This is a genomic window from Streptomyces sp. NPDC057287 (assembly GCF_042667905.1).
Taxonomy (GTDB): domain Bacteria; phylum Actinomycetota; class Actinomycetes; order Streptomycetales; family Streptomycetaceae; genus Streptomyces.
On the sequence record NZ_JBHUYV010000001.1, the window covers coordinates 714109 to 731650 of the forward strand.

Genomic DNA, 17542 nt, shown 5'->3' on the forward strand with positions numbered 1-17542 from the left:
GCGCGCGCAGGAGAGACGGGGCAGGGATGCGCAGAACCCTTCGCATGCGTAGGGCCGCACTGGTGTTCACCGCGATCGGGGCGCTGGCCCTCACCGGATGCGGTGGCGACAGCGACACCGAGGACAAGCCCGCCGACGACGCCGGCAAGGGCGGGAGCAGTGCGCCGAGCGTCACTCTGCCGAAGCTCGACGGCGAGAAGATATCGGTGGCCGCGGTCTGGACCGGGCCCGAGCAGGCCAACTTCACCAAGGTCCTTGACGAGTTCGAGGCGCGGACGGGCGCGACGGTCACCTTCGTCCCGGCGCAGGACCCGATCGTCAACTTCCTCGGTACGAAGATCGCCGGCGGTCAGCCCCCGGACGTCGCGATGATCCCGCAGGTGGGCGCGATCCAGCAGGCCGTGGCCAAGAAGTGGGCCAAGCCGGTGGGCGCGGAGGCGAAGGCCCAGCTGAGCAAGAACTACGCGAAGGTCTGGCAGGACCTCGGCGCGGTCGACGGCACCCAGTACGGCGTCTACTTCAAGGCCGCCAACAAGTCGCTGGTCTGGTACAACGCCAAGGCGTTCGAGAACGCGGGCGCGAGCGAGCCGAAGACCTGGAAGGACTTCCTGGCCACCGCCGAGACGGTCTCCGCCTCCGGCGTCACCCCGGTCTCGGTCGGCGGCGCGGACGGCTGGACGCTCACCGACTGGTTCGAGAACGTCTACCTCTCCCAGGCCGGGCCGGAGAAGTACGACCAGCTGGCCAAGCACGAGATCAAGTGGACGGACCCGTCCGTCAAGGACGCGCTCACCACGCTCGCCGAGCTCTTCGGCAAGCCGAGCCTGATCTCCGGCGGCGCCGACGGCGCGCTGCAGACGGAGTTCCCGGTGTCCGTCACCCAGACGTTCACCGGCGGCGACCAGCCGAAGGGCGCGATGGTCTTCGAGGGCGACTTCGTCTCCATCAACATCGCGCAGACCAAGGCGAAGATCGGTACGGACGCCAAGGTGTTCCCGTTCCCCGCGGTCGGCGCGGACTCCCCCGTGGTGACGGGCGGCGACGCGGCGGTGGCGCTCAAGGACGGGAAGGGCGCCCAGGCACTGCTGACCTGGCTCGCCTCGACCGACGCGGCGAACATCTGGGCCGAGGCCGGGGGCTTCATCTCGCCGAACAAGGCGCTGGACGCGGCCGCGTACCCGAACGACGTGCAGCGCAAGATCGCCGAAGCGCTGATCGCGGCCGGTGACGACGTCCGGTTCGACATGTCCGACCAGGCCCCGCAGTCGTTCGGCGGGACGCCCGGCAAGGGTGAGTGGAAGACGCTCCAGGACTTCCTGAAGAACCCGAAGGACATCGCGGGGACTCAAGCGAAGCTGGAGTCCGACGCGGCCAAGGCGTACACGAGCTGACGGGATGACCACAGCGACCGCGGGGGGCGCCGGAACCGCGCCCCCCGCCGACAAGCGTCCCGACAAGGACCCGGGCAAGCGTCCGCGCGGAAGCGTGACCGGCACCCGCAGAGCCGTCGCGGCGGCGTTCCTGCTGCCGGCCCTGGTGCTGCTCGGCTCACTCGTCGTCTATCCCATCGTGTACTCCGTCTACCGCTCGTTCCTCGACCAGTCCGGCACGGGATTCGCGGGCCTGGACAACTACGAGGCGCTGTTCACGGACGACACCATCCGCACAGCGGTCAAGAACAACGCGATCTGGGTCGTTTTCGCACCGACGGTCGCGACCGTGCTGGGACTGATCTTCGCGGTGCTCACCGAACGGATCCGGTGGGGCACGGCGTTCAAGCTGATCGTCTTCATGCCGATGGCGATCTCGATGCTCGCGGCGGGCATCATCTTCCGGCTGGTGTACGAACAGGCGCCCGAGCGCGGCGTCGCCAACGCCGTCGCGGTGGGCGTGCACGACACGTTCGCGCAGTCCTCGGGCTTCCCGAAGGCGCATCCGCTGCCCGTCCATCCGCTGAAGGCGGGCGGTGGCGGTTCCTTCGTGACGAAGGAGACCGTGCGGGCCGGTGAACCGGTGAGCCTCCCGCTGGTCGGTGTGGTGCCGGCGAAGATGCCCGGCGACGCGGAGCCCGCGAAGGCGGCCACCGCGTCCGGCGAGGGCATCACGGGAACGGCGTGGCTCGACTTCACCAAGGGCGGCGGCGGCAAGCCGAACGTCGTCGATGCGAAGGAGCTCGGCCTCAAGGGCATCACCGTCGAGGCGGTCAAGGACGGCAAGGTCGTCGCCACGGCGACAGCCGGTGCGGACGGGGTGTTCACCCTGCCCGCCTCGGCCGACGGCTCCCTGCTCCGCCTTCCGGCGGACAACTTCCGGGAGCCGTACAACGGGGTCGACTGGCTCGGTCCGTCGCTCGTGACGCCGGGGATCATCGGCAGCTACGTCTGGATGTGGGCCGGGTTCGCGATGGTGCTGATCGCCGCCGGCCTGGCGGGTCTGCCGCGCGAACTCCTCGAAGCGGCGCGGGTGGACGGCGCCAACGAGTGGCAGGTGTTCCGCCGGATCACGGTGCCGATGCTGGCGCCCGTGCTCGCGGTGGTCCTGGTCACCCTGATGATCAACGTACTGAAGATCTTCGACCTGGTCTTCATCATCGCGCCGGGCTCCTCCCAGGACGACGCGAACGTCCTGGCCCTCCAGCTGTACCGCTCCTCGTTCGGCACGGACGCGGATCTCGGGGTCGGCAGCGCCATCGCCGTACTCCTGTTGCTGCTGGTGATCCCGGTGATGCTGTTCAACATCCGCAGGATGCGGAAGGAGGGGCGCCGGTGACGACATCGACCGAGGCCGCAGAGGCCGAGCGGGGCGCACAGGCCGGACCGGCGGCAGAGCCCCGGCAGCCGCTCGGTGCGCGGATCGCCGCACGGGCGGGCGGCGGGGCCATGCGGGTCTTCCTCGTCCTGGTCGCCCTGTTCTGGCTGATGCCGACCATCGGGCTGCTGCTCTCCTCACTGCGCGGGGCGGAGGACATCGCGGCGACCGGCTGGTGGAAGGTCTTCACCGTCCCCTCCGAGCTCACCTTCGACAACTACCAGCGGCTGCTGGACAATTCGACGATCACGGACTCCCTCTTCAGTACGGTCATGATCACCGTCCCGTCCACGTTCCTGGTGGTCGTCATCGGCTCGCTCGCCGGATACGCCTTCGCGTGGATGGAGTTCCCCGGCCGCGACTGGTGGTTCCTGCTGGTCGTGGGACTGCTCGTGGTCCCCGTCCAGGTCGCCCTGATCCCGGTGTCCGAGCTCTTCGGCACCATCGGGATCTTCGAGACGACCTTCGGCGTGGTCATGTTCCACACGGCGTTCGGCCTGCCGTTCGCCATCTTCCTGCTGAGGAACTTCTTCGCGGAGATCCCGCGTGAGCTGCTGGAGGCCGCACGGCTGGACGGCGCGGGAGAGATCCGGCTGTTCACCCGGGTCGTGATGCCGCTCGGCGGCCCCGCGATCGCCTCGCTCGGGATCTTCCAGTTCCTCTGGGTGTGGAACGACATGCTGGTCGCGCTGATCTTCGCCGATTCGGACTCCCCGCCGATCACCGTCGCCCTGCAGCAGCAGGTCCGGCAGTTCGGCAACAACATCGACGTACTGGCGCCCGGCGCCTTCGTGTCGATGGTGATCCCGCTGGCGGTGTTCTTCGCCTTCCAGAGGCAGTTCGTCTCCGGGGTGATGGCCGGCGCCGTGAAGTGACGCGCGGCGCCCGAAGGGCACGGCAGCACATGTGTTCGTCAACATCAGGGCGGCCCGTTCACTCGCGATCGGGCCGCCCTACCTCGTACTTCCCCCGAATGCCACATCCGGCGTAACCAAGTCACTCCATCGGCCGTTTGCGGGCCACCTGCCCTCCGCGAGCGACCCCTGGATGTGTTGTGCCCCGGTTCAGTGTCATCGTGCCCGCGTACCGGGTCCAGGCGTATCTGCACGAGTGTCTCGACTCCGTGCTGAACCAGTCGTTCAAGGACTACGAGATCATCGTGGTCGACGACTGTTCACCGGACGCCTGCGGCCCGATCGCCGACGAGTACGCCGTCCGCGACCCCCGGGTCGCCGTGGTCCACCTGCCGCGCAACTCCGGCCTGGGCCCCGCCCGCAACGCCGGGGTGGCCCGGGCGGCCGGAGACTACCTGCTCTTCCTCGACGCCGACGACACCTTCGCACCCGAGGCGCTCCAGACCATCGCCGACCGCCTCGACACCACCGGCGGCCCCGACGTCCTGGTCTACGACTACGCCCGTACGTACTGGTCGGGCGAGAGCGTGCGCAACACCTTCTCCGAACACCTCGCCGAGACCGGTCCCCCCTCCTTCCGGCTCGCGGACCGGCCCGAGCTGCTCAAGGTGCTGATGGTCGTCTGGAACAAGGCGTACCGCCGGGAGTTCATCGAGGCCGAGGGCTTCGCCTTTCCGCCCGGCTACTACGAGGACACCCCCTGGACCTATCCGGTGCTGATGGCCGCCGGGTCGATCGCGGTCCTGGACACGGTCTGCGTCCGGTACCGCCAGCGGCGCCGGGGCAACATCCTCTCGACCACCACCCACCGCCACTTCGACGTGTTCGACCAGTACGACCGCGTCTTCGCCTTCATCGACTCCCGCCCCGGGCTCTCCGTCTGGCGCCCGGTCATGTTCCGCCGGATGCTCGACCACTTCTCGACCCTCTTCACCTCCCGGGGCCGGCTGCCGCGCGGCACCCGGGCCCGGTTCTTCCGCCGCGCCCGCGCCCACTGCCGCCGCTACCGCACCCCCGGCGCCCCCGTACCCCGCCGCGCACGGCTGCGGCACGCCCTGTTCCGCCTCGGCGCCCACCGCACGTATCGCGCCCTGTGGGCCGCCCAGCGGCTGCGCGGGCACTTCGGGAGCACAGCCTCGGCCACGCGCCGCGCGGCGCGCGGGGCCGCCCTCCAGCTGCACTACCGCATCCAGCTGCGGCTGCCCGTCCGGCGCACGGACGCGGTGTTCGCCGCCTACTGGCACCGCGGCTACACCTGCAGCCCCGCCGCCCTGGAGGCCACGGCCAGGGCCCTGGTGCCCGGGCTGCGCACCTCCTGGATCTGCCGCCCCGAGGACGCACACACGGTGCCGGAAGCGACCCGTGTGCTGCACCCGGGGACGGCCGCGTACTGGACGGCGCTGGCACGCTCCAAGTACCTCGTGAACAACGTCAACTTCGACCGGAGACTGGTGAAGAGACGCGGCCAGGTGCTGCTGCAGACCCATCACGGGACGCCCCTGAAGACCATGGGGACCGACCTCGTGCACCGTCCGGCCGCGGCCGGCACCATGGACTTCGATCAGCTGCTGCGCAACGTCGACAAGTGGGACTACTCGCTCTCCGCCAACCAGCACTCCACCCTGGTGTGGGAGCGCACCTACCCCTCCGGCTACACCACACTGGAGTACGGCAGCCCGCGCAACGACGTCTTCCACCGCACGGACCACGCCGAGGGGGTCCGGCTGCGCGAGCGCCTGGGCGTGCCGGAGGGCAGTACCGCCCTGCTGTACGCGCCGACCCACCGCGACTACCGGCGCGCCCAGCAGCACTCCCTGGACCTGGGGCAGCTGGTCCGCGTCCTGGGCCCGCGCTTCGTGATCCTGGCCCGCTCCCACTACCTGGACGAGACGGCCCGGGCCACGGCCGGGCACACCCGGCACCCGCGGATCATCGACGTCAGCGCCCACCCGTCCGTCGAGGAGCTCTGTCTCGCCTCCGACGGGCTGATCACGGACTATTCGTCGCTGATGTTCGACTACGTCAACCTGGACCGGCCCGTCGTCCTGCACCTGGAGGACGCGCAGGCCTACGACGCCGCCCGCGGCACCTACTTCGATCCGGCGGCGTTCCCGCCGGGGGCCGTGGCCCGGGACCAGGAGGAACTGCACGAGATCTTCGCCACCGACCACTGGCGCGGGCCCCGCTCCGCGCAGCGCAGGGCGGCCTTCCGGGCGCGGTTCTGCCCGTACGACGACGGGCACGCGGCGGAGCGGGTGGTGCGCCGGGTCTTCCTGGACGACACCTCGGGTCTGCCGCTTCCCGCCCCGCTGACGGGCCGCGGGCCGACGGGGGTGCCGCGGCAGGTGCCCGTGCGGGAGTACACCAACGGCTGAGACCGGGCCCCGGGGCGCCGGGCACTCCGGGGTGTTCAGCACCCCGGGGTGTTCAGCGCTCCAGGAGCGCGAACAGCTCCTCCCAGCGGCCCAGGGTCTCCGCCTCGGAGAACCGCTGCACGTTGGTCCGGGCCCGGTCCCCCATCGCGTCCCGCATCCGGGGGTTCCCGGTGAGACGGAGCAGCCGGTCGGCGAGCGCGCCGATGTCGCCGGCGGGCGCCAGCAGCCCGTCCTCGCCGTCGCGCACGATCTCCCGGACACCCGGGGCACAGTCGAACGCCGCGCACGGCACCCCGCTGGCCATGGCCTCCAGCAGCGCCAGCGGGAAACCCTCACCGCGTGAGGACTGGACGAAGACGGAGGAGGAGGCGAGCGCTCCGGGGACGTCGTCCGTGCGCCCGCGCCAGCCGACCGAGGAATCGAGCCCCAGACCGGTGCACCGCGCCTTCAGCTCCGCCTCGTCCTCGCCCGTCCCGTACACGTCCAGCCGCCAGTCGGGGCGCTCCGGCGCCACCATCGCCCAGACGTCCAGGAGCATGTCGATGCCCTTCTGGTCGCTGAGCCTGCCGATGCTGGCGACCGACTTCTCGCGGCGCGGCGAGGGCACGTCCGGCAGGGCGGCCAGGGCGTTGGGCATGAAGCCGACGTTGTTCATCCCGTCACCGGCCCACTTGTCCGCGTCCTCCTCCGTGAGGACGAGCCAGTGGTCGAGCAGCGGGTAGTGGTTCTTGATCCAGCGGTAGCGGTGGCCGGCCCGGGAGTAGTCGTAGGACTCGTGGCTCATCCCGATGACCCGCAGACCGCCGGTGTCCGCCTCGCCGACCCACTCCATCGCCCAGACCTGGCTGACGATCACCACCCCGCCCGGCCGGGCGCCGCGGAAGACCTCCGACAGCTGCTCCACTGCCCGCCGCTTGCGCGCCGCGCGCGCGGCCTCGGCGCGCCGGGCGGGGATCCGGAAGCGGTCCCGCAGGCCCTTGGGCTCCCAGGGGGTCGGGGGGTGCGCCGGGTAGAGGGCGGTGACGGGGTAGCCGGCGGGTTCGGGCAGGGCCATCTTCCGCTCGGCCGCGTGGATGCCGACGGTGTGCACCCGGTGCCCCGCCCCCTGGAACAGCTGGGCGGTGCGGTGCATCCAGCCGGTGACACCGCCGAGTTCGTCGGTGCTGTTGGAGACGATGAAGACGTCACGGCTCGGGCTCATCGGCCGGCCTCCCCGGGGGACGTGGTGCGGGACGGGTCGATGTGCCGGGCGAACACGGTGTCGACGACGGCGCGGGCCGCGTCCCCGCGGTCGTACCCGCCGAACTCCTCGGCGAACGCGGCTCGTCGCTCCTGGAAGTCGGTGTCCGAGGCCTTCAGCCGGGCCAGCGCGGAGAACAGCTCCTCCTCGGTCGCCGCCACCGGTCCCGGCGCCTTCTCCCGCAGGTCGAAGTAGCTGCCCCGCTCGGCGGCGTAGGCGTCGAGGTCAGGGGCGAACAGGACGATCGGGCGGTCCAGGAGCGCGTAGTCGAACATGATCGACGAGTAGTCCGTGACCAGGACGTCGGCGAGGGCGAGCAGTTCGCTGACGTCGTGGTGGCGCGAGACGTCCACGACGGTCCCGGGCGGACAGGCGGGCAGGCTCGCCGCCTCCAGGTAGTGGGCGCGCACCAGCAGCGTGTACGTGTCGCCGAAGCGCTCCGCGAAGGCCGCCGCGTCCAGCAGGAGACGCTGCCGCCTGCGCTTGCCCGGCCCGCCCCGGAAGGTCGGCGCGTACAGCACGACCTTGCGGTGGTCGGGCAGGCCGAGCTCGGCCGCGAGCGCCGGGCGGGGCAGCCGGCCCTCGGCCTCGTCCCGGGCACGGGCCGCGAGCAGGGCGTCGTTGCGGGGGTACCCGGTGCGCAGCAGCGTGCTCTCCGGCAGCCGGTAGGCGCGGGCCAGGGTGCGCTCGTCGTGCCCGGAGCGCACGAGGAAGTGGTCGAAGCGGTGCACGGCCTGCTGGAGCCGTTCGCGCTGCGGGGTGTTCTGCAGGCGCACCCGGGTCTCGTCGAATCCCATGCGCTTGTACGCCGAGCCGTGCCAGGTCTGGAGGTAGGTGGTGCCCGAGGGCTTGCCGAGGTGGAGCGGGAACCCCTGGTTGTCGACCCAGTACTCCGCCCGCGCCAGGGCCCACAGGTAGCGCCAGGACCAGCGGCGCACGAGTCGGGCGTCCGCCGGGAAGCCGGCCGGGGAGTCGGCGTACGACCAGACGCAGCGCAGCGGGAGCCCGCGGGCGCGCACCTCCTCGTGCACGGCCCGGGGGCTGTCGCCGTAGCAGGTGCCCATGTGGCTCTCGAAGACCACGGACCCCCTGCGCACGGGCAGCCGGAGGAGCCAGGAGCCGTAGACGGAGGCCTTGAAGCCCCTGGACCGCAGCCGGTCACGGCGCCTGCCGAGGGCCCGTGCCAGGTGCCTGGCCTGCCGTGCGGGGCGGAAGTGGGTGGCGTAGTGGACCAGCCGGCGGGCCGTGCGGGCAGGTCGCCTGCGTGCCTCCAGCCGGAGCGCGAGGTGGTCCCGGAGCGTGATGTAGGGCTGCCAGGTGTCGCCGGTCGTCCTGCCCAGCCGGGGGAGGGCGGGCGAACGGTCCGCCGGGCCGACGAGGTCGTGGGCCGCGAAGAGGTCGCTCACCGAGCGGGTACTCCCGTCGTCCACCACCATCCGCACGTCCCACACCGTGTCGCGGGGGCCGAGGGGGCGCAGGAGGCGGGTGAGGCCGGCGCGGGTGGACCAGCTGATTCCGGTGGCGTCGGGGCGCAGCGAGTCGACCGGGGCCCTGAAGGCGCGGGAGCCGTCCCGTACGCGGAACTCCAGGTGGGCCGTGAGCGGCCCCTCCGGGTCGGGCCCGGTGTGGGAGGGCTGTACGAGCCGGCCCGCGAGCAGGACCCGGTGGCCGTCGGCCTCGTAGCGGGTGAGCCTGTTCATGAGCTTCAGCTCCCCGAACGGGCGGTACTGGTGACCGAGTTCGGTGACGTCCAGCACGGGATCGGGGCCGCCCGGCCAGTACACCCGCCCGTCCTCCCCCACGGAGAGCGGCGCGGCCACGACCCCCCGCCTGCGCAGCGCGTACGCCGCGGTGAGCACCCCGTCGGCGTCACCGCGCTCCAGCAGCCGGACGCCCACGCGTTCGACGGGCGGGAGGGTCAGCAGGGCCGGCTCCGGGACGCAGCCGGGCAGCACCCGGGCCGCCGTCGCCGCGAGGCGTTCACGTCCGGCGGCGGGCAGCTCCGGGAAGGTGCGCACCAGCGGCACGAGGTGGTCCCGCAGGAAGGCGCGGTCCCGCTCCTCGCGCAGCTCCGCCAGCCCTTGGGCCACCAGCACGTGGCACACCCGCCGGTGCGCCTCCACCAGCCCGGCGAGGTCCCGGCCGGCGTCGGGCACGGCCCGCCTGGAGACGATCCGGCGGCGTACGAGCGCGATCCTGCCCACGACGGCCGCCGCCAGGGGGCCGAAGAGGACCGCGCTCTGCGTGAGGTCCTCGTCGTAGCGCAGCGCGTGCCGCTCCAACGCCGCCCGCCGCAGGCAGAACCCCGTCACCAGGGCGTCGTGCACGGCGAGTTCGGGCGCCTCGGTGAACCGCCCGACCGTGCGGGAGCGGGTGAACAGCGGCTGCTGCCAGGAGGGTTCCCGTTCCTTCGTCCCCTCCCCGGTGAGCCGGCTCCAGCGCCCGGCGACCAGGTCGGCGCGGGTGCGGGTGCCCGCCTCCCAGAGGTTGCGGCAGGCGTGGCGCTGGAGGCGTTCGCCGACGTCGAGCACGAGGACGTACGTGCCCCGGGCCGCGTCCAGACCGGCGTTGCGCAGGGAGGCGACCGAATCCGTGCCGGGGTCGACCACCCGGACCCGTTCCGGGGAGCGCCGGGTGAGCGACGCGGCCGCCGTCCGCAGGGCGGCGGGCGCGCCGGCGGGCAGGACGACGAGGGCCTCGACGGCGCGCAGGCTCTGGTCGAGCACGGCCTCCACGGACGCCGTCAGCGCCTCCGGTCCGCCCTCCGCGGCAGTGATCACACAGCTGAAGTCGGGCGAGCTCATGCCTGTGCCCCCTTCAGCATCCGGTCCGCGACCCGCGCCGCGGCCGTCCCGTCGTCGAGATCGCAGAACGACTCGCGGAAGCGGGCGTACGCCTCACGGTGGCCCGCCGTCGCCGCGTCGGGGTCGCGCAGCGCCTCGACGACCTCCGCGGAGTCCGTGATCAGCGGGCCGGGCGCCCGGTTCCCGAAGTCGAAGCAGAAGCCGCGCAGGGTGTCGCGGTAGTGCTCCAGGTCGTAGGTGTGGAAGAGCATCGGCCGGCCTGTCTGCGCGAAGTCGAACATCAGGGACGAGTAGTCCGTGACCAGCACGTCGCTGATCAGCATCAGCTCGGTGACGTCGGGATGGCGTGAGACGTCGCGGACGAAGTCGCTCTCGGGGACGCTCCCGCCCACCAGGTAGTGGCGGCGCACCAGCAGGACGTGGTCGTCGCCGAGCGCCGACCGTGCCTGATCGAGGTCCAGCTGGAGGTCGAGCCCGTACCGGCCGCCCTGCTTGGGCCGGTCCTCGCGCCAGGTGGGGGCGTACAGGACGACCCGCTTGCCCTCGGGCACGCCGAGCGACTGCCGGACGGTGTCCGCGACCTTGGCCCGGTCGGCGGCGTACAGCAGGTCGTTGCGCGGGTAGCCGCACTCCAGCACCTCGCCCGTGTGCCCGAACGCGCGGCGCAGGATCGGCGTGGAGAAGCTGTTCGGGGAGACGAGAACGCTCCACTGGGCGGCGCGCCGCGGCATGGACTCCATGTACGCGGTGTCCGCGAAGGCGGTGCCCGCCAGGTCACGGCCGATGCGCTTGAGCGGGGTGCCGTGCCAGGTCTGGACGACGAACTGGCCGTGCGCCCGCTCGAACCACTCGGGGAGCTGCGTGTTGGTGACGATCCACCTGCTGCGGGCGAGTGCCTCGTGCCACTCGGCGCTGTGCAGGGCCACGGCGCGGGCCCCGGCGGGCACGGCGGCCTGCTGGTCCCGCACCACCCAGAGGTGCTCGACGCCGGTTCCGCGCCGGACCAGCTCCTCGTGGACGGCGCGGGGTGAGTCGGAGTACTGGCGCCCGTCGAAGCTGGAGTACAGCACGGCGTCCCGCAACTCCCCGCCGCGCGCGCCCGCGTACCGCTCGCGCAGCCGGCGCTGCCCGTACGCCCCCCGGTCCTGCGGCGGCAGGGCGCTGCCCGAGTGCAGGGAGAGCCGGTCGTGGAAGCGGCGCTCCAGGGTGAAGCGGCGCCCGCCCCACTCGCGGTCGAGCGGGAGTCCCGCGTGCAGCTGGGGCACCACGCGCAGCGGCAGGTACCGCTCCGGATCCGTCTCGCCCGGCTCCCTGAGGAAGGGGTACCAGCGGCCCTCGGCAAGCGGTAGCACTCCGGCGGCCCCTTCGACGGCCCCGGGGGACAGCTCCGCACGGAAGCCGGTGTCCGTGCGCTCCACCGCGAAGGTGTTCTCCTCCTGATGGCCGCTGTGGCGCAGGACGAGCTCGACGTGACGGCCCCGCGGGGCGGGGAAGGTCCCGTCCAGGGCCAGGCCGGCGCCGTCCGTCCATGCCGCGTGCGCCACGACGGGCGGCACCTCCCTGTCGGTGAGCACCAGGTCCCCGGAGGGATTGGCGGCGGCCCAGACCTCACGGCCGCCGGGCAGCGGATACCGCACGGCGTCGGTCTCCGGACGGGCCGCGACCGTCAGCCGGCGCTTCCCGCCGGACAGGTGGACGCCCCAGTCGCCGTCGGCCCCCCGGAACGTCTCCAGCGGCACCTCGGCGAGGAGGGTGCGGCCGTCCGTGCCCTCCTCCGCCACCAGGGGGAACTCCCTGCTCTCCTTCGTGCGCCACTCCTGGATCCGCAGGGCCGTGGGGGCGCCCTCGCCGAGCACGCGCACCGCGATCCGGATCCCGTCCCCGGTCTCCGTGGGGCCGTGGCCGGCGAGCACCGCGTCGACCCGTTCCGCGCGCAGCTCCAGCTTGTTCCCGGAGAGCAGCGGGACGACCCGGGTGCGCTCGTCGAGGTAGCGCACGGCGGGGGCCGCCGGACCGCCCAGCAGCCGCATCGGTCCCCGGCGGGGCCGCCCGGCGCCGACCATGAGGGATTCCAGCTTCCAGACGGTCCGGGTGCCCCGCGCCACGGCCCGGGTCACGAGCCTGCGCGGGTCGACGGCGGTCTCGAAGCCGGACCGTTCGTAGCGGTGCAGCGAGCGGCCCGAACCGGCAGCCGCCTCGTCCGTCACCGTCCTGCGCAGCCGGAGCGGGACCAGCCGGCGGCCCGACCGCAGCCACCCGGCGGCCACCGGCCCCCCCGGGGCGTTGCGGACGTACGCGTACCCCTTGAGGTGCAGCAACCCGTCCCGCCACACCGCCTCGGTCAGGTGCGCGTGGACGGGGAGGTCCCCGGCGGACAGGGCGGTGGCCCTGCGCGGGAGCGGGGCGTCGACACCCGGGTACTGGGCCCGCGGGCGCAGCCGTCCCCGGACGTGGAAGGTGTCGCGGTCGGTGGACTCGTGGGCCAGGAGCGCCAGGAGCTCCGCCGTCCTGCGCTCCCGGATGAGCTGCCACTTGACCCGCAGGTGCAGGGGCAGGGCGCCGAGGACGGCCGGGTCGACCGTGTCGGCGAAGGCGTTGGCGTGGGTCAGGAACGCCTCGTGGAAGGCTTCGTCGCCGTCCGGGAGGGCCTCGATGAACAGCCACAGGTCGCCGGAGAGCGCGTGCTCGTCGTAGCGCCGCTTCGCTTCCGGCATGCCCCGGTCCGCGAGGAACCGGCTGACGGTGGAGACCGCCGTGACCCGGTCGCGGATGCCCCGGGCCACGGCGCGCCGGGTGGTGATGGAGCCGTCGCGGTCCCGCCAGTGGTAGACCGGCGCCTCCACGACGTCGACGCTCCGGGCCAGGAAGTGGGCCGGCAGGACCACGGCGATGTCCTCGTACAGGACACCGGTCGGGAAGGCGAAGGCGTGCTGGTCCCAGAAGGTTCTGCGGAACACCTTGTTGCACGCGATGCGGTCGCCGAGCAGGATCCAGTCCCGTGTGACGTGGGTGGCGCGGCGGGGCCTCTCCATGGGCCTGCGGAACATCGGCGACTGTTCGAGCGTCCCGTCCGCCCGGAGCCTGAGGACGTTGCCGGTCGCGAAGTCCGAGCCGGACGAGTCGAGTTCGCCGAGCATCCTCGCGAAGGCGCCCGGCGGCACGACGTCGTCGCTGTCGACGAACGTGAGGAACTCGGCGTCCGGGTGTGCCTGTCCGGCCCCCGCGTTGCGTGCGGCCCCGAGCCCCGCGTTCTCCTGCTGGACCAGGCGGAAGCGCGGGTCCCGCCGGGTGAACTCCCGTGCCACATCGGCGCCGCCGTCCGTCGAGCCGTCGTCGATCATGACGACTTCCAGGTCGGCCATGGTCTGCCCGGCAAGCGATTCCAGGCAGTCTCCGAGGTACTCCTCGACGTTGTAGAGCGGGACGACGACGGTGAGACGGGGTGCCATGGCGCTGCGCACGATCCTTCCGGACGGACGAACGGACTTCCTCTGTATGGAACGAGCCCCGTGCCGGGGAGGCACGGGGCTCGCGACGGGGCACTGCCCGCCCAGGGTCCGACCGGGCACCGCCCGCTCAGGGTTTGACGGCGATGCGGCCCTCGTCCATGCGCAGCAGCAGGAGCTGCTCGCCGGTCTCCTCCAGGAACTCGTCCACGGCCTGACGTGATCCCTGCCAGTAGCCGTAGTCGTCGATCAGCAGCACCCCGCCGCTCACCAGGCGCCCGTACAGGTGGGCGAGCTCGTGCTTCGTCGACGCGTACCAGTCGGTGTCCAGCCGGAGGATGGAGATCTGCTCCGGCGCCCGCTCCGGGACGGTGTCCTCGACCTTGCCCTGCACGTAGTGGACGCGGTCCTTCGGGTACGGGACCTGCTCGAACCCGGCCTGTACGTCCTCCAGGGAGGCGACGGCCCAGATGGGCCGGTCCTTGCCCTGGGCCTCCAGCAGTTCCTGGGCCGGCCTTCCGTCCCGCCGCAGGTCCTCCGCCGTGGGCGGGGTCATGCCCTCGTACGTGTCGAAGAGATAGAGACCGCGGTCCGTCTCACCGAGCGAGAGCAGGGTCCTGGCGCACGCCTGCATGGAACCGCCGCGCCAGACACCGCACTCGACGATGTCGCCCGGGATGCCGTGCTTGACGACGTGCCGGGTCGCGAGGACGAAGGCGTTGAGCCGCTCCGGGGAGGTCATCGTGTACGGCTTGACCGCACGGATGATGTCCTTCGCCTCGTCGTCGTAGTCCGCGGGGAGCTGCGGCGCCTTCTTGGCCGCGGTCCTGGCCGGCGCGGGCTTCGGAGCCGGCTGATCCGCCTGCTCCGGCGCCGACGGCTCCCCGGGCGCGGAGCGGGGAGCGGGCAGGGTCGCGCGCCTGAGCTGGTATCCGGTGAGTTGCTGAAGGACGCCGTTGACGGCGTTGCGCCAAGCCATGGGGCGGGACAGTACGCGCGCTTTGCGGCTCATGTCATCTTTCGTCAACCTGTAGTTGATGGCGCCGTACGGCTGTCCGGGCGCCCGCACCGCTCCCTGCCGTCCAGCGGGCGGGGCAGCGGCACCCGGTCCACCCCGCCGGCCCGGTTCGCCCACCACACCGCCGTCTCCCGCACGGCGAGGTCCACCAGGCTGTTCTTCAGCCGGGTGACCGGCCTCCGGTGGGGCTGCGGCCTGCGGAAGACGCCCACCGAGTCGCCCCAGTAGGCGGCCTTGGCGTCGATGGAGGAGTAGTCGTGCCAGATGCCCCTGGCGGGCGGGAAGTCCGTGTAGGCCTCGCGGAGTTCGAGGCGGGAGTGGGCCGCCATCGCCCGGAAGCCGTCGGGGTAGTAGCGCCAGCAGTCCTGCGCGTCGTGGGCGTGGCCGCGCGAGGGCGCGGTGATGAAGGCGTGGCCGCCGGGCCTGAGCACCCGGGCGATCTCCATCATCGACACCCAGAAGAAGGGGATGTGCTCGAAGGCCTGGCCCGACAGCACCACGTCGGCGCTGCGCGACTTGGCGGGGATCCGGTAGGGCCGGGCCATGACCGCGTCGACGTTGGGGCCGTCGAGGACGTCGACCCCGAAGTAGTCGATGTCGTGGCCCGCCAGCAGGGCCCGGTGGGTGCGGGTCTGCTTGCCGGAGATCCGTGAGCCGAGGTCCACGACGCGGTGCCTGCGGTCCTTGGGCAGATACTCCTCGACGCAGAGCCGCATCTGCTCGTAGGCGGACCGGTGCATGAGCTCTCCCAACGTTGCTGTGTGCGCGCGCTGTTGAGCACAACGACGGCGGGGTGCGGAGGGATCGCCCCGTACGGGTGACCCGGTGCCCGGTCCGCACGCACCGGGTACCCCGGGCGGTCGGCCCGAAGGCACCGGGCATCCCGGGCGGTCAGTCCGCACGCGCCGGGAAGATCCGGCGCACGACGCGCTCCGCCGCGTGCCCGTCGTCCCAGGGGCAGAAGCGGCCGCGGAAGGCGGCGCGCAGCGCGTCGGCCTCCGGTGACTTCCAGGCCCCGCTCCGCAGCACCTCGCGCAGCTCGTCCTCCGTGGTGGCGACGGCCCCGGGGGTGTCGCCGGGGCGGCCGGACAACAGGTCGACGTAGGTGCCGCGGGCGGCGCGGTAGGCCTCCCAGTCGGGGGCGTAGGTGATGATCGGCCGGTCCAGGCAGGCGTAGTCGAACATCAGGGAGGAGTAGTCGGTGATCAGCGCGTCGGCGGCCAGGCAGAGTTCCTCGACGCTGGGGTGCCCGGTGACGTCCACGACCCGGCCCCCGGGGGCCGTCCCGGCCGAACGCCCGTAGAAGTAGTGGGCCCGCACCAGCAGCACGCAGCCGGGGCCCAGTTCGCGCGTGAGCCGCTCCGGGTCGAGACGGGGGACGAAGCCCTTGCGGTAGTCGCGGTGGGTCGGCGCGTACAGGAACACGGTCGATCCGGGCGCGATACCGAGGCCCGCCCGGATCTTCGCCGTCAGCTCCCCCGTCGCGGTGGAGAGCACGTCGTTGCGCGGGTAGCCGTAGGGAAGTTGCTCGTACGAGGAGGGGTAGACCCGGTCCCAGGTCTCGGTGCTGTGCGGATTGGCGGAGAGGCTGAAGTCCCACTGGTCGGTGTGGGCGACGATCCGTTCGAAGCTGACGCCGTTGGTGAGGGCGGGGTACGGGAGCTGGTCCAGGCCCATCGTCTTCAGCGGGGTCCCGTGGTGGGTCTGGAGGTAGACCTGGCCGGGACGCTTGGTGAAGCCCCCGGGGAAGCTGGAGTTGTTGACGAGGTACGTCGCGGTGGCCATGGTCCGCCAGTAGGCGCGGGAGCCCTCGATGACGTACGGCACGCCGGGCGGCATCCGGTCGCGGTGGCGGGAGGAGACGACCCAGACCCCCCGGATGTGCGGGACCAGTTCGCGCGCCTTGGCGTAGACGGCGGCCGGATTGCAGGCGACACCCCTGTTCCAGTACGCCCCGTAGACCGCGAGGCGGGGGTCCAGCGGACGGCGCAGGTCGGCGCGGTAGACGGCAGCCATCACGCGGGCGCGCAGCGACTTCCTGCCCGCGCGCGCGGCGGCCCGCGCCCGGGTGCGCCCGGCGCGGACGGCTCCCCGGACACGGTGCGCGGCGTACCGGCCGGGGAGCCCGGCCGCCCGGAAGAAGGCGGCACGGTCCTGCGGGGCGATCCGGCCCGGGTCGTCGAGCACCGCCGTCAGGTGCGCGGTGCGCGCGGCCGTGATCCGCGGGTCGCCGCCGGTCCCGGCGGCCAGGCGCGCGTACGCCTCGATGACCGCGAAGTGCGCGCGGCCCGGCGTCGTCGCGGACGTCCCGGTGCGGCGCAGGCGGTGGCGTACGCAGATCCGGTCGAGCGAGGCGTGGGCGCCCGCGTCGGAGGCGAGGAGGGCCGCGCGGTGGACGGGCACCACGTCGCCGTACGGACCCTCGGTGAAGCGGAGCCCGTGCTCCTCCCAGAAGACGCGCCGGAAGAGCTGGTTCCGCGCGGCCGGGAGGGCGTCGCCCGGCCGCACCGCCCCCCACCAGTCGACCGTGTCGTGCCCCAGGCTCAGCACGTCGGGCCGGTCCTCCGCCAGCCGTGCGGAGATCTCCGCCACCGCTCCGGGGAGGAGCAGGTCGTCCCCGTCGAGGAAGAGGAGGTACGCGCCCCGGGCCGCCGCCGCACCGGCGTTGCGGGCGCCGCCGACGTCCCAGGGGCCGTCCGGGGCCAGCACGCGCACACGTGGATCGCGCCCGGCGGCCTCCCGGGCGATGGCGAGGTCCGGCCCGCCGCCGGGTGCGCCGACGGCGATCAGCTCCACCTCCTGCGGGCCCTCCCCCGGCGACTGTCCCGTCACGGACTCCAGGGCGGCCCTCAGGTACCCCTGAACGCGGTGGGCGGGCACGACGACACTGAGGAGCATGGCAGCCGAGCGTAACGGGGACCGTGCGGCCCACCGCAG

Annotated in this window: 10 protein-coding genes; 4 read left to right on the forward strand and 6 right to left on the reverse strand. The window is 72.7% G+C overall.

What is annotated here, in order from left to right:
• Positions 1–26 precede the first annotated feature (26 nt).
• The 4 genes from ACFUNE_RS03140 (at position 27) to ACFUNE_RS03155 (ending at position 6097) form a co-directional block, all read left to right on the forward strand.
• A complete protein-coding gene (locus tag ACFUNE_RS03140; RefSeq protein ID WP_383561585.1) occupies positions 27–1391 on the forward strand; it encodes an ABC transporter substrate-binding protein in 1365 nt (454 codons plus the stop codon).
• A 4-nt stretch (positions 1392–1395) separates the two neighbouring features.
• Positions 1396–2769 (forward strand): carbohydrate ABC transporter permease, encoded by a 1374-nt coding sequence (locus tag ACFUNE_RS03145; RefSeq protein WP_383561587.1) that lies wholly within the window; start codon positions 1396–1398, stop codon positions 2767–2769.
• Complete coding sequence (locus tag ACFUNE_RS03150; RefSeq protein ID WP_383561589.1) at positions 2766–3683, forward strand: carbohydrate ABC transporter permease; 918 nt, start codon at positions 2766–2768, stop codon at positions 3681–3683. The genes ACFUNE_RS03145 and ACFUNE_RS03150 overlap by 4 nt, the downstream gene beginning before the upstream one ends.
• A 179-nt stretch (positions 3684–3862) precedes the next feature.
• Positions 3863–6097: a CDP-glycerol glycerophosphotransferase family protein gene (locus ACFUNE_RS03155; RefSeq protein ID WP_383561591.1), complete on the forward strand. Its 2235-nt coding sequence runs from the start codon at positions 3863–3865 to the stop codon at positions 6095–6097.
• Between the two features lie 52 nt (positions 6098–6149).
• Here the strand turns inward: ACFUNE_RS03155 and ACFUNE_RS03160 are convergent, their stop codons facing one another.
• From ACFUNE_RS03160 to ACFUNE_RS03185, 6 genes are all read right to left on the reverse strand, one after another.
• On the reverse strand, positions 6150–7298 hold the full coding sequence (locus ACFUNE_RS03160; RefSeq protein WP_383561593.1) for a glycosyltransferase: 1149 nt from the start codon (positions 7296–7298) through the stop codon (positions 6150–6152).
• Complete coding sequence (locus ACFUNE_RS03165; protein WP_383561595.1) at positions 7295–10141, reverse strand: CDP-glycerol glycerophosphotransferase family protein; 2847 nt, start codon at positions 10139–10141, stop codon at positions 7295–7297. The genes ACFUNE_RS03160 and ACFUNE_RS03165 overlap by 4 nt, the downstream gene beginning before the upstream one ends.
• A complete protein-coding gene (locus tag ACFUNE_RS03170) occupies positions 10138–13590 on the reverse strand; it encodes a CDP-glycerol glycerophosphotransferase family protein (RefSeq protein WP_383561597.1) in 3453 nt (1150 codons plus the stop codon). The genes ACFUNE_RS03165 and ACFUNE_RS03170 overlap by 4 nt, the downstream gene beginning before the upstream one ends.
• A 127-nt stretch (positions 13591–13717) precedes the next feature.
• Complete coding sequence (locus ACFUNE_RS03175) at positions 13718–14599, reverse strand: TylF/MycF/NovP-related O-methyltransferase (protein WP_383561599.1); 882 nt, start codon at positions 14597–14599, stop codon at positions 13718–13720.
• Between the two features lie 11 nt (positions 14600–14610).
• Positions 14611–15345 (reverse strand): methyltransferase domain-containing protein, encoded by a 735-nt coding sequence (locus ACFUNE_RS03180; RefSeq protein ID WP_383561601.1) that lies wholly within the window; start codon positions 15343–15345, stop codon positions 14611–14613.
• 151 nt (positions 15346–15496) lie between these two features.
• The gene (locus tag ACFUNE_RS03185) at positions 15497–17503 is read right to left on the reverse strand and encodes a CDP-glycerol glycerophosphotransferase family protein (RefSeq protein WP_383561603.1); all 2007 of its coding nucleotides are present in this window, start codon (positions 17501–17503) and stop codon (positions 15497–15499) included.
• Positions 17504–17542: the final 39 nt, after the last annotated feature.

Bases quoted from the DNA above. Each gene is read 5' to 3' on its own strand.
- ACFUNE_RS03140 (WP_383561585.1), top strand. From the start codon at position 27: ATGCGCAGAACCCTTCGCATGCGTAGGGCCGCACTGGTGTTCACCGCG.
- ACFUNE_RS03145 (WP_383561587.1), top strand. From the start codon at position 1,396: ATGACCACAGCGACCGCGGGGGGCGCCGGAACCGCGCCCCCCGCCGAC.
- ACFUNE_RS03160 (WP_383561593.1), bottom strand. From the start codon at position 7,298: ATGAGCCCGAGCCGTGACGTCTTCATCGTCTCCAACAGCACCGACGAA.
- ACFUNE_RS03165 (WP_383561595.1), bottom strand. From the start codon at position 10,141: ATGAGCTCGCCCGACTTCAGCTGTGTGATCACTGCCGCGGAGGGCGGA.
- ACFUNE_RS03170 (WP_383561597.1), bottom strand. From the start codon at position 13,590: ATGGCACCCCGTCTCACCGTCGTCGTCCCGCTCTACAACGTCGAGGAG.
- ACFUNE_RS03175 (WP_383561599.1), bottom strand. From the start codon at position 14,599: ATGAGCCGCAAAGCGCGCGTACTGTCCCGCCCCATGGCTTGGCGCAAC.
- ACFUNE_RS03180 (WP_383561601.1), bottom strand. From the start codon at position 15,345: ATGCACCGGTCCGCCTACGAGCAGATGCGGCTCTGCGTCGAGGAGTAT.
- ACFUNE_RS03185 (WP_383561603.1), bottom strand. From the start codon at position 17,503: ATGCTCCTCAGTGTCGTCGTGCCCGCCCACCGCGTTCAGGGGTACCTG.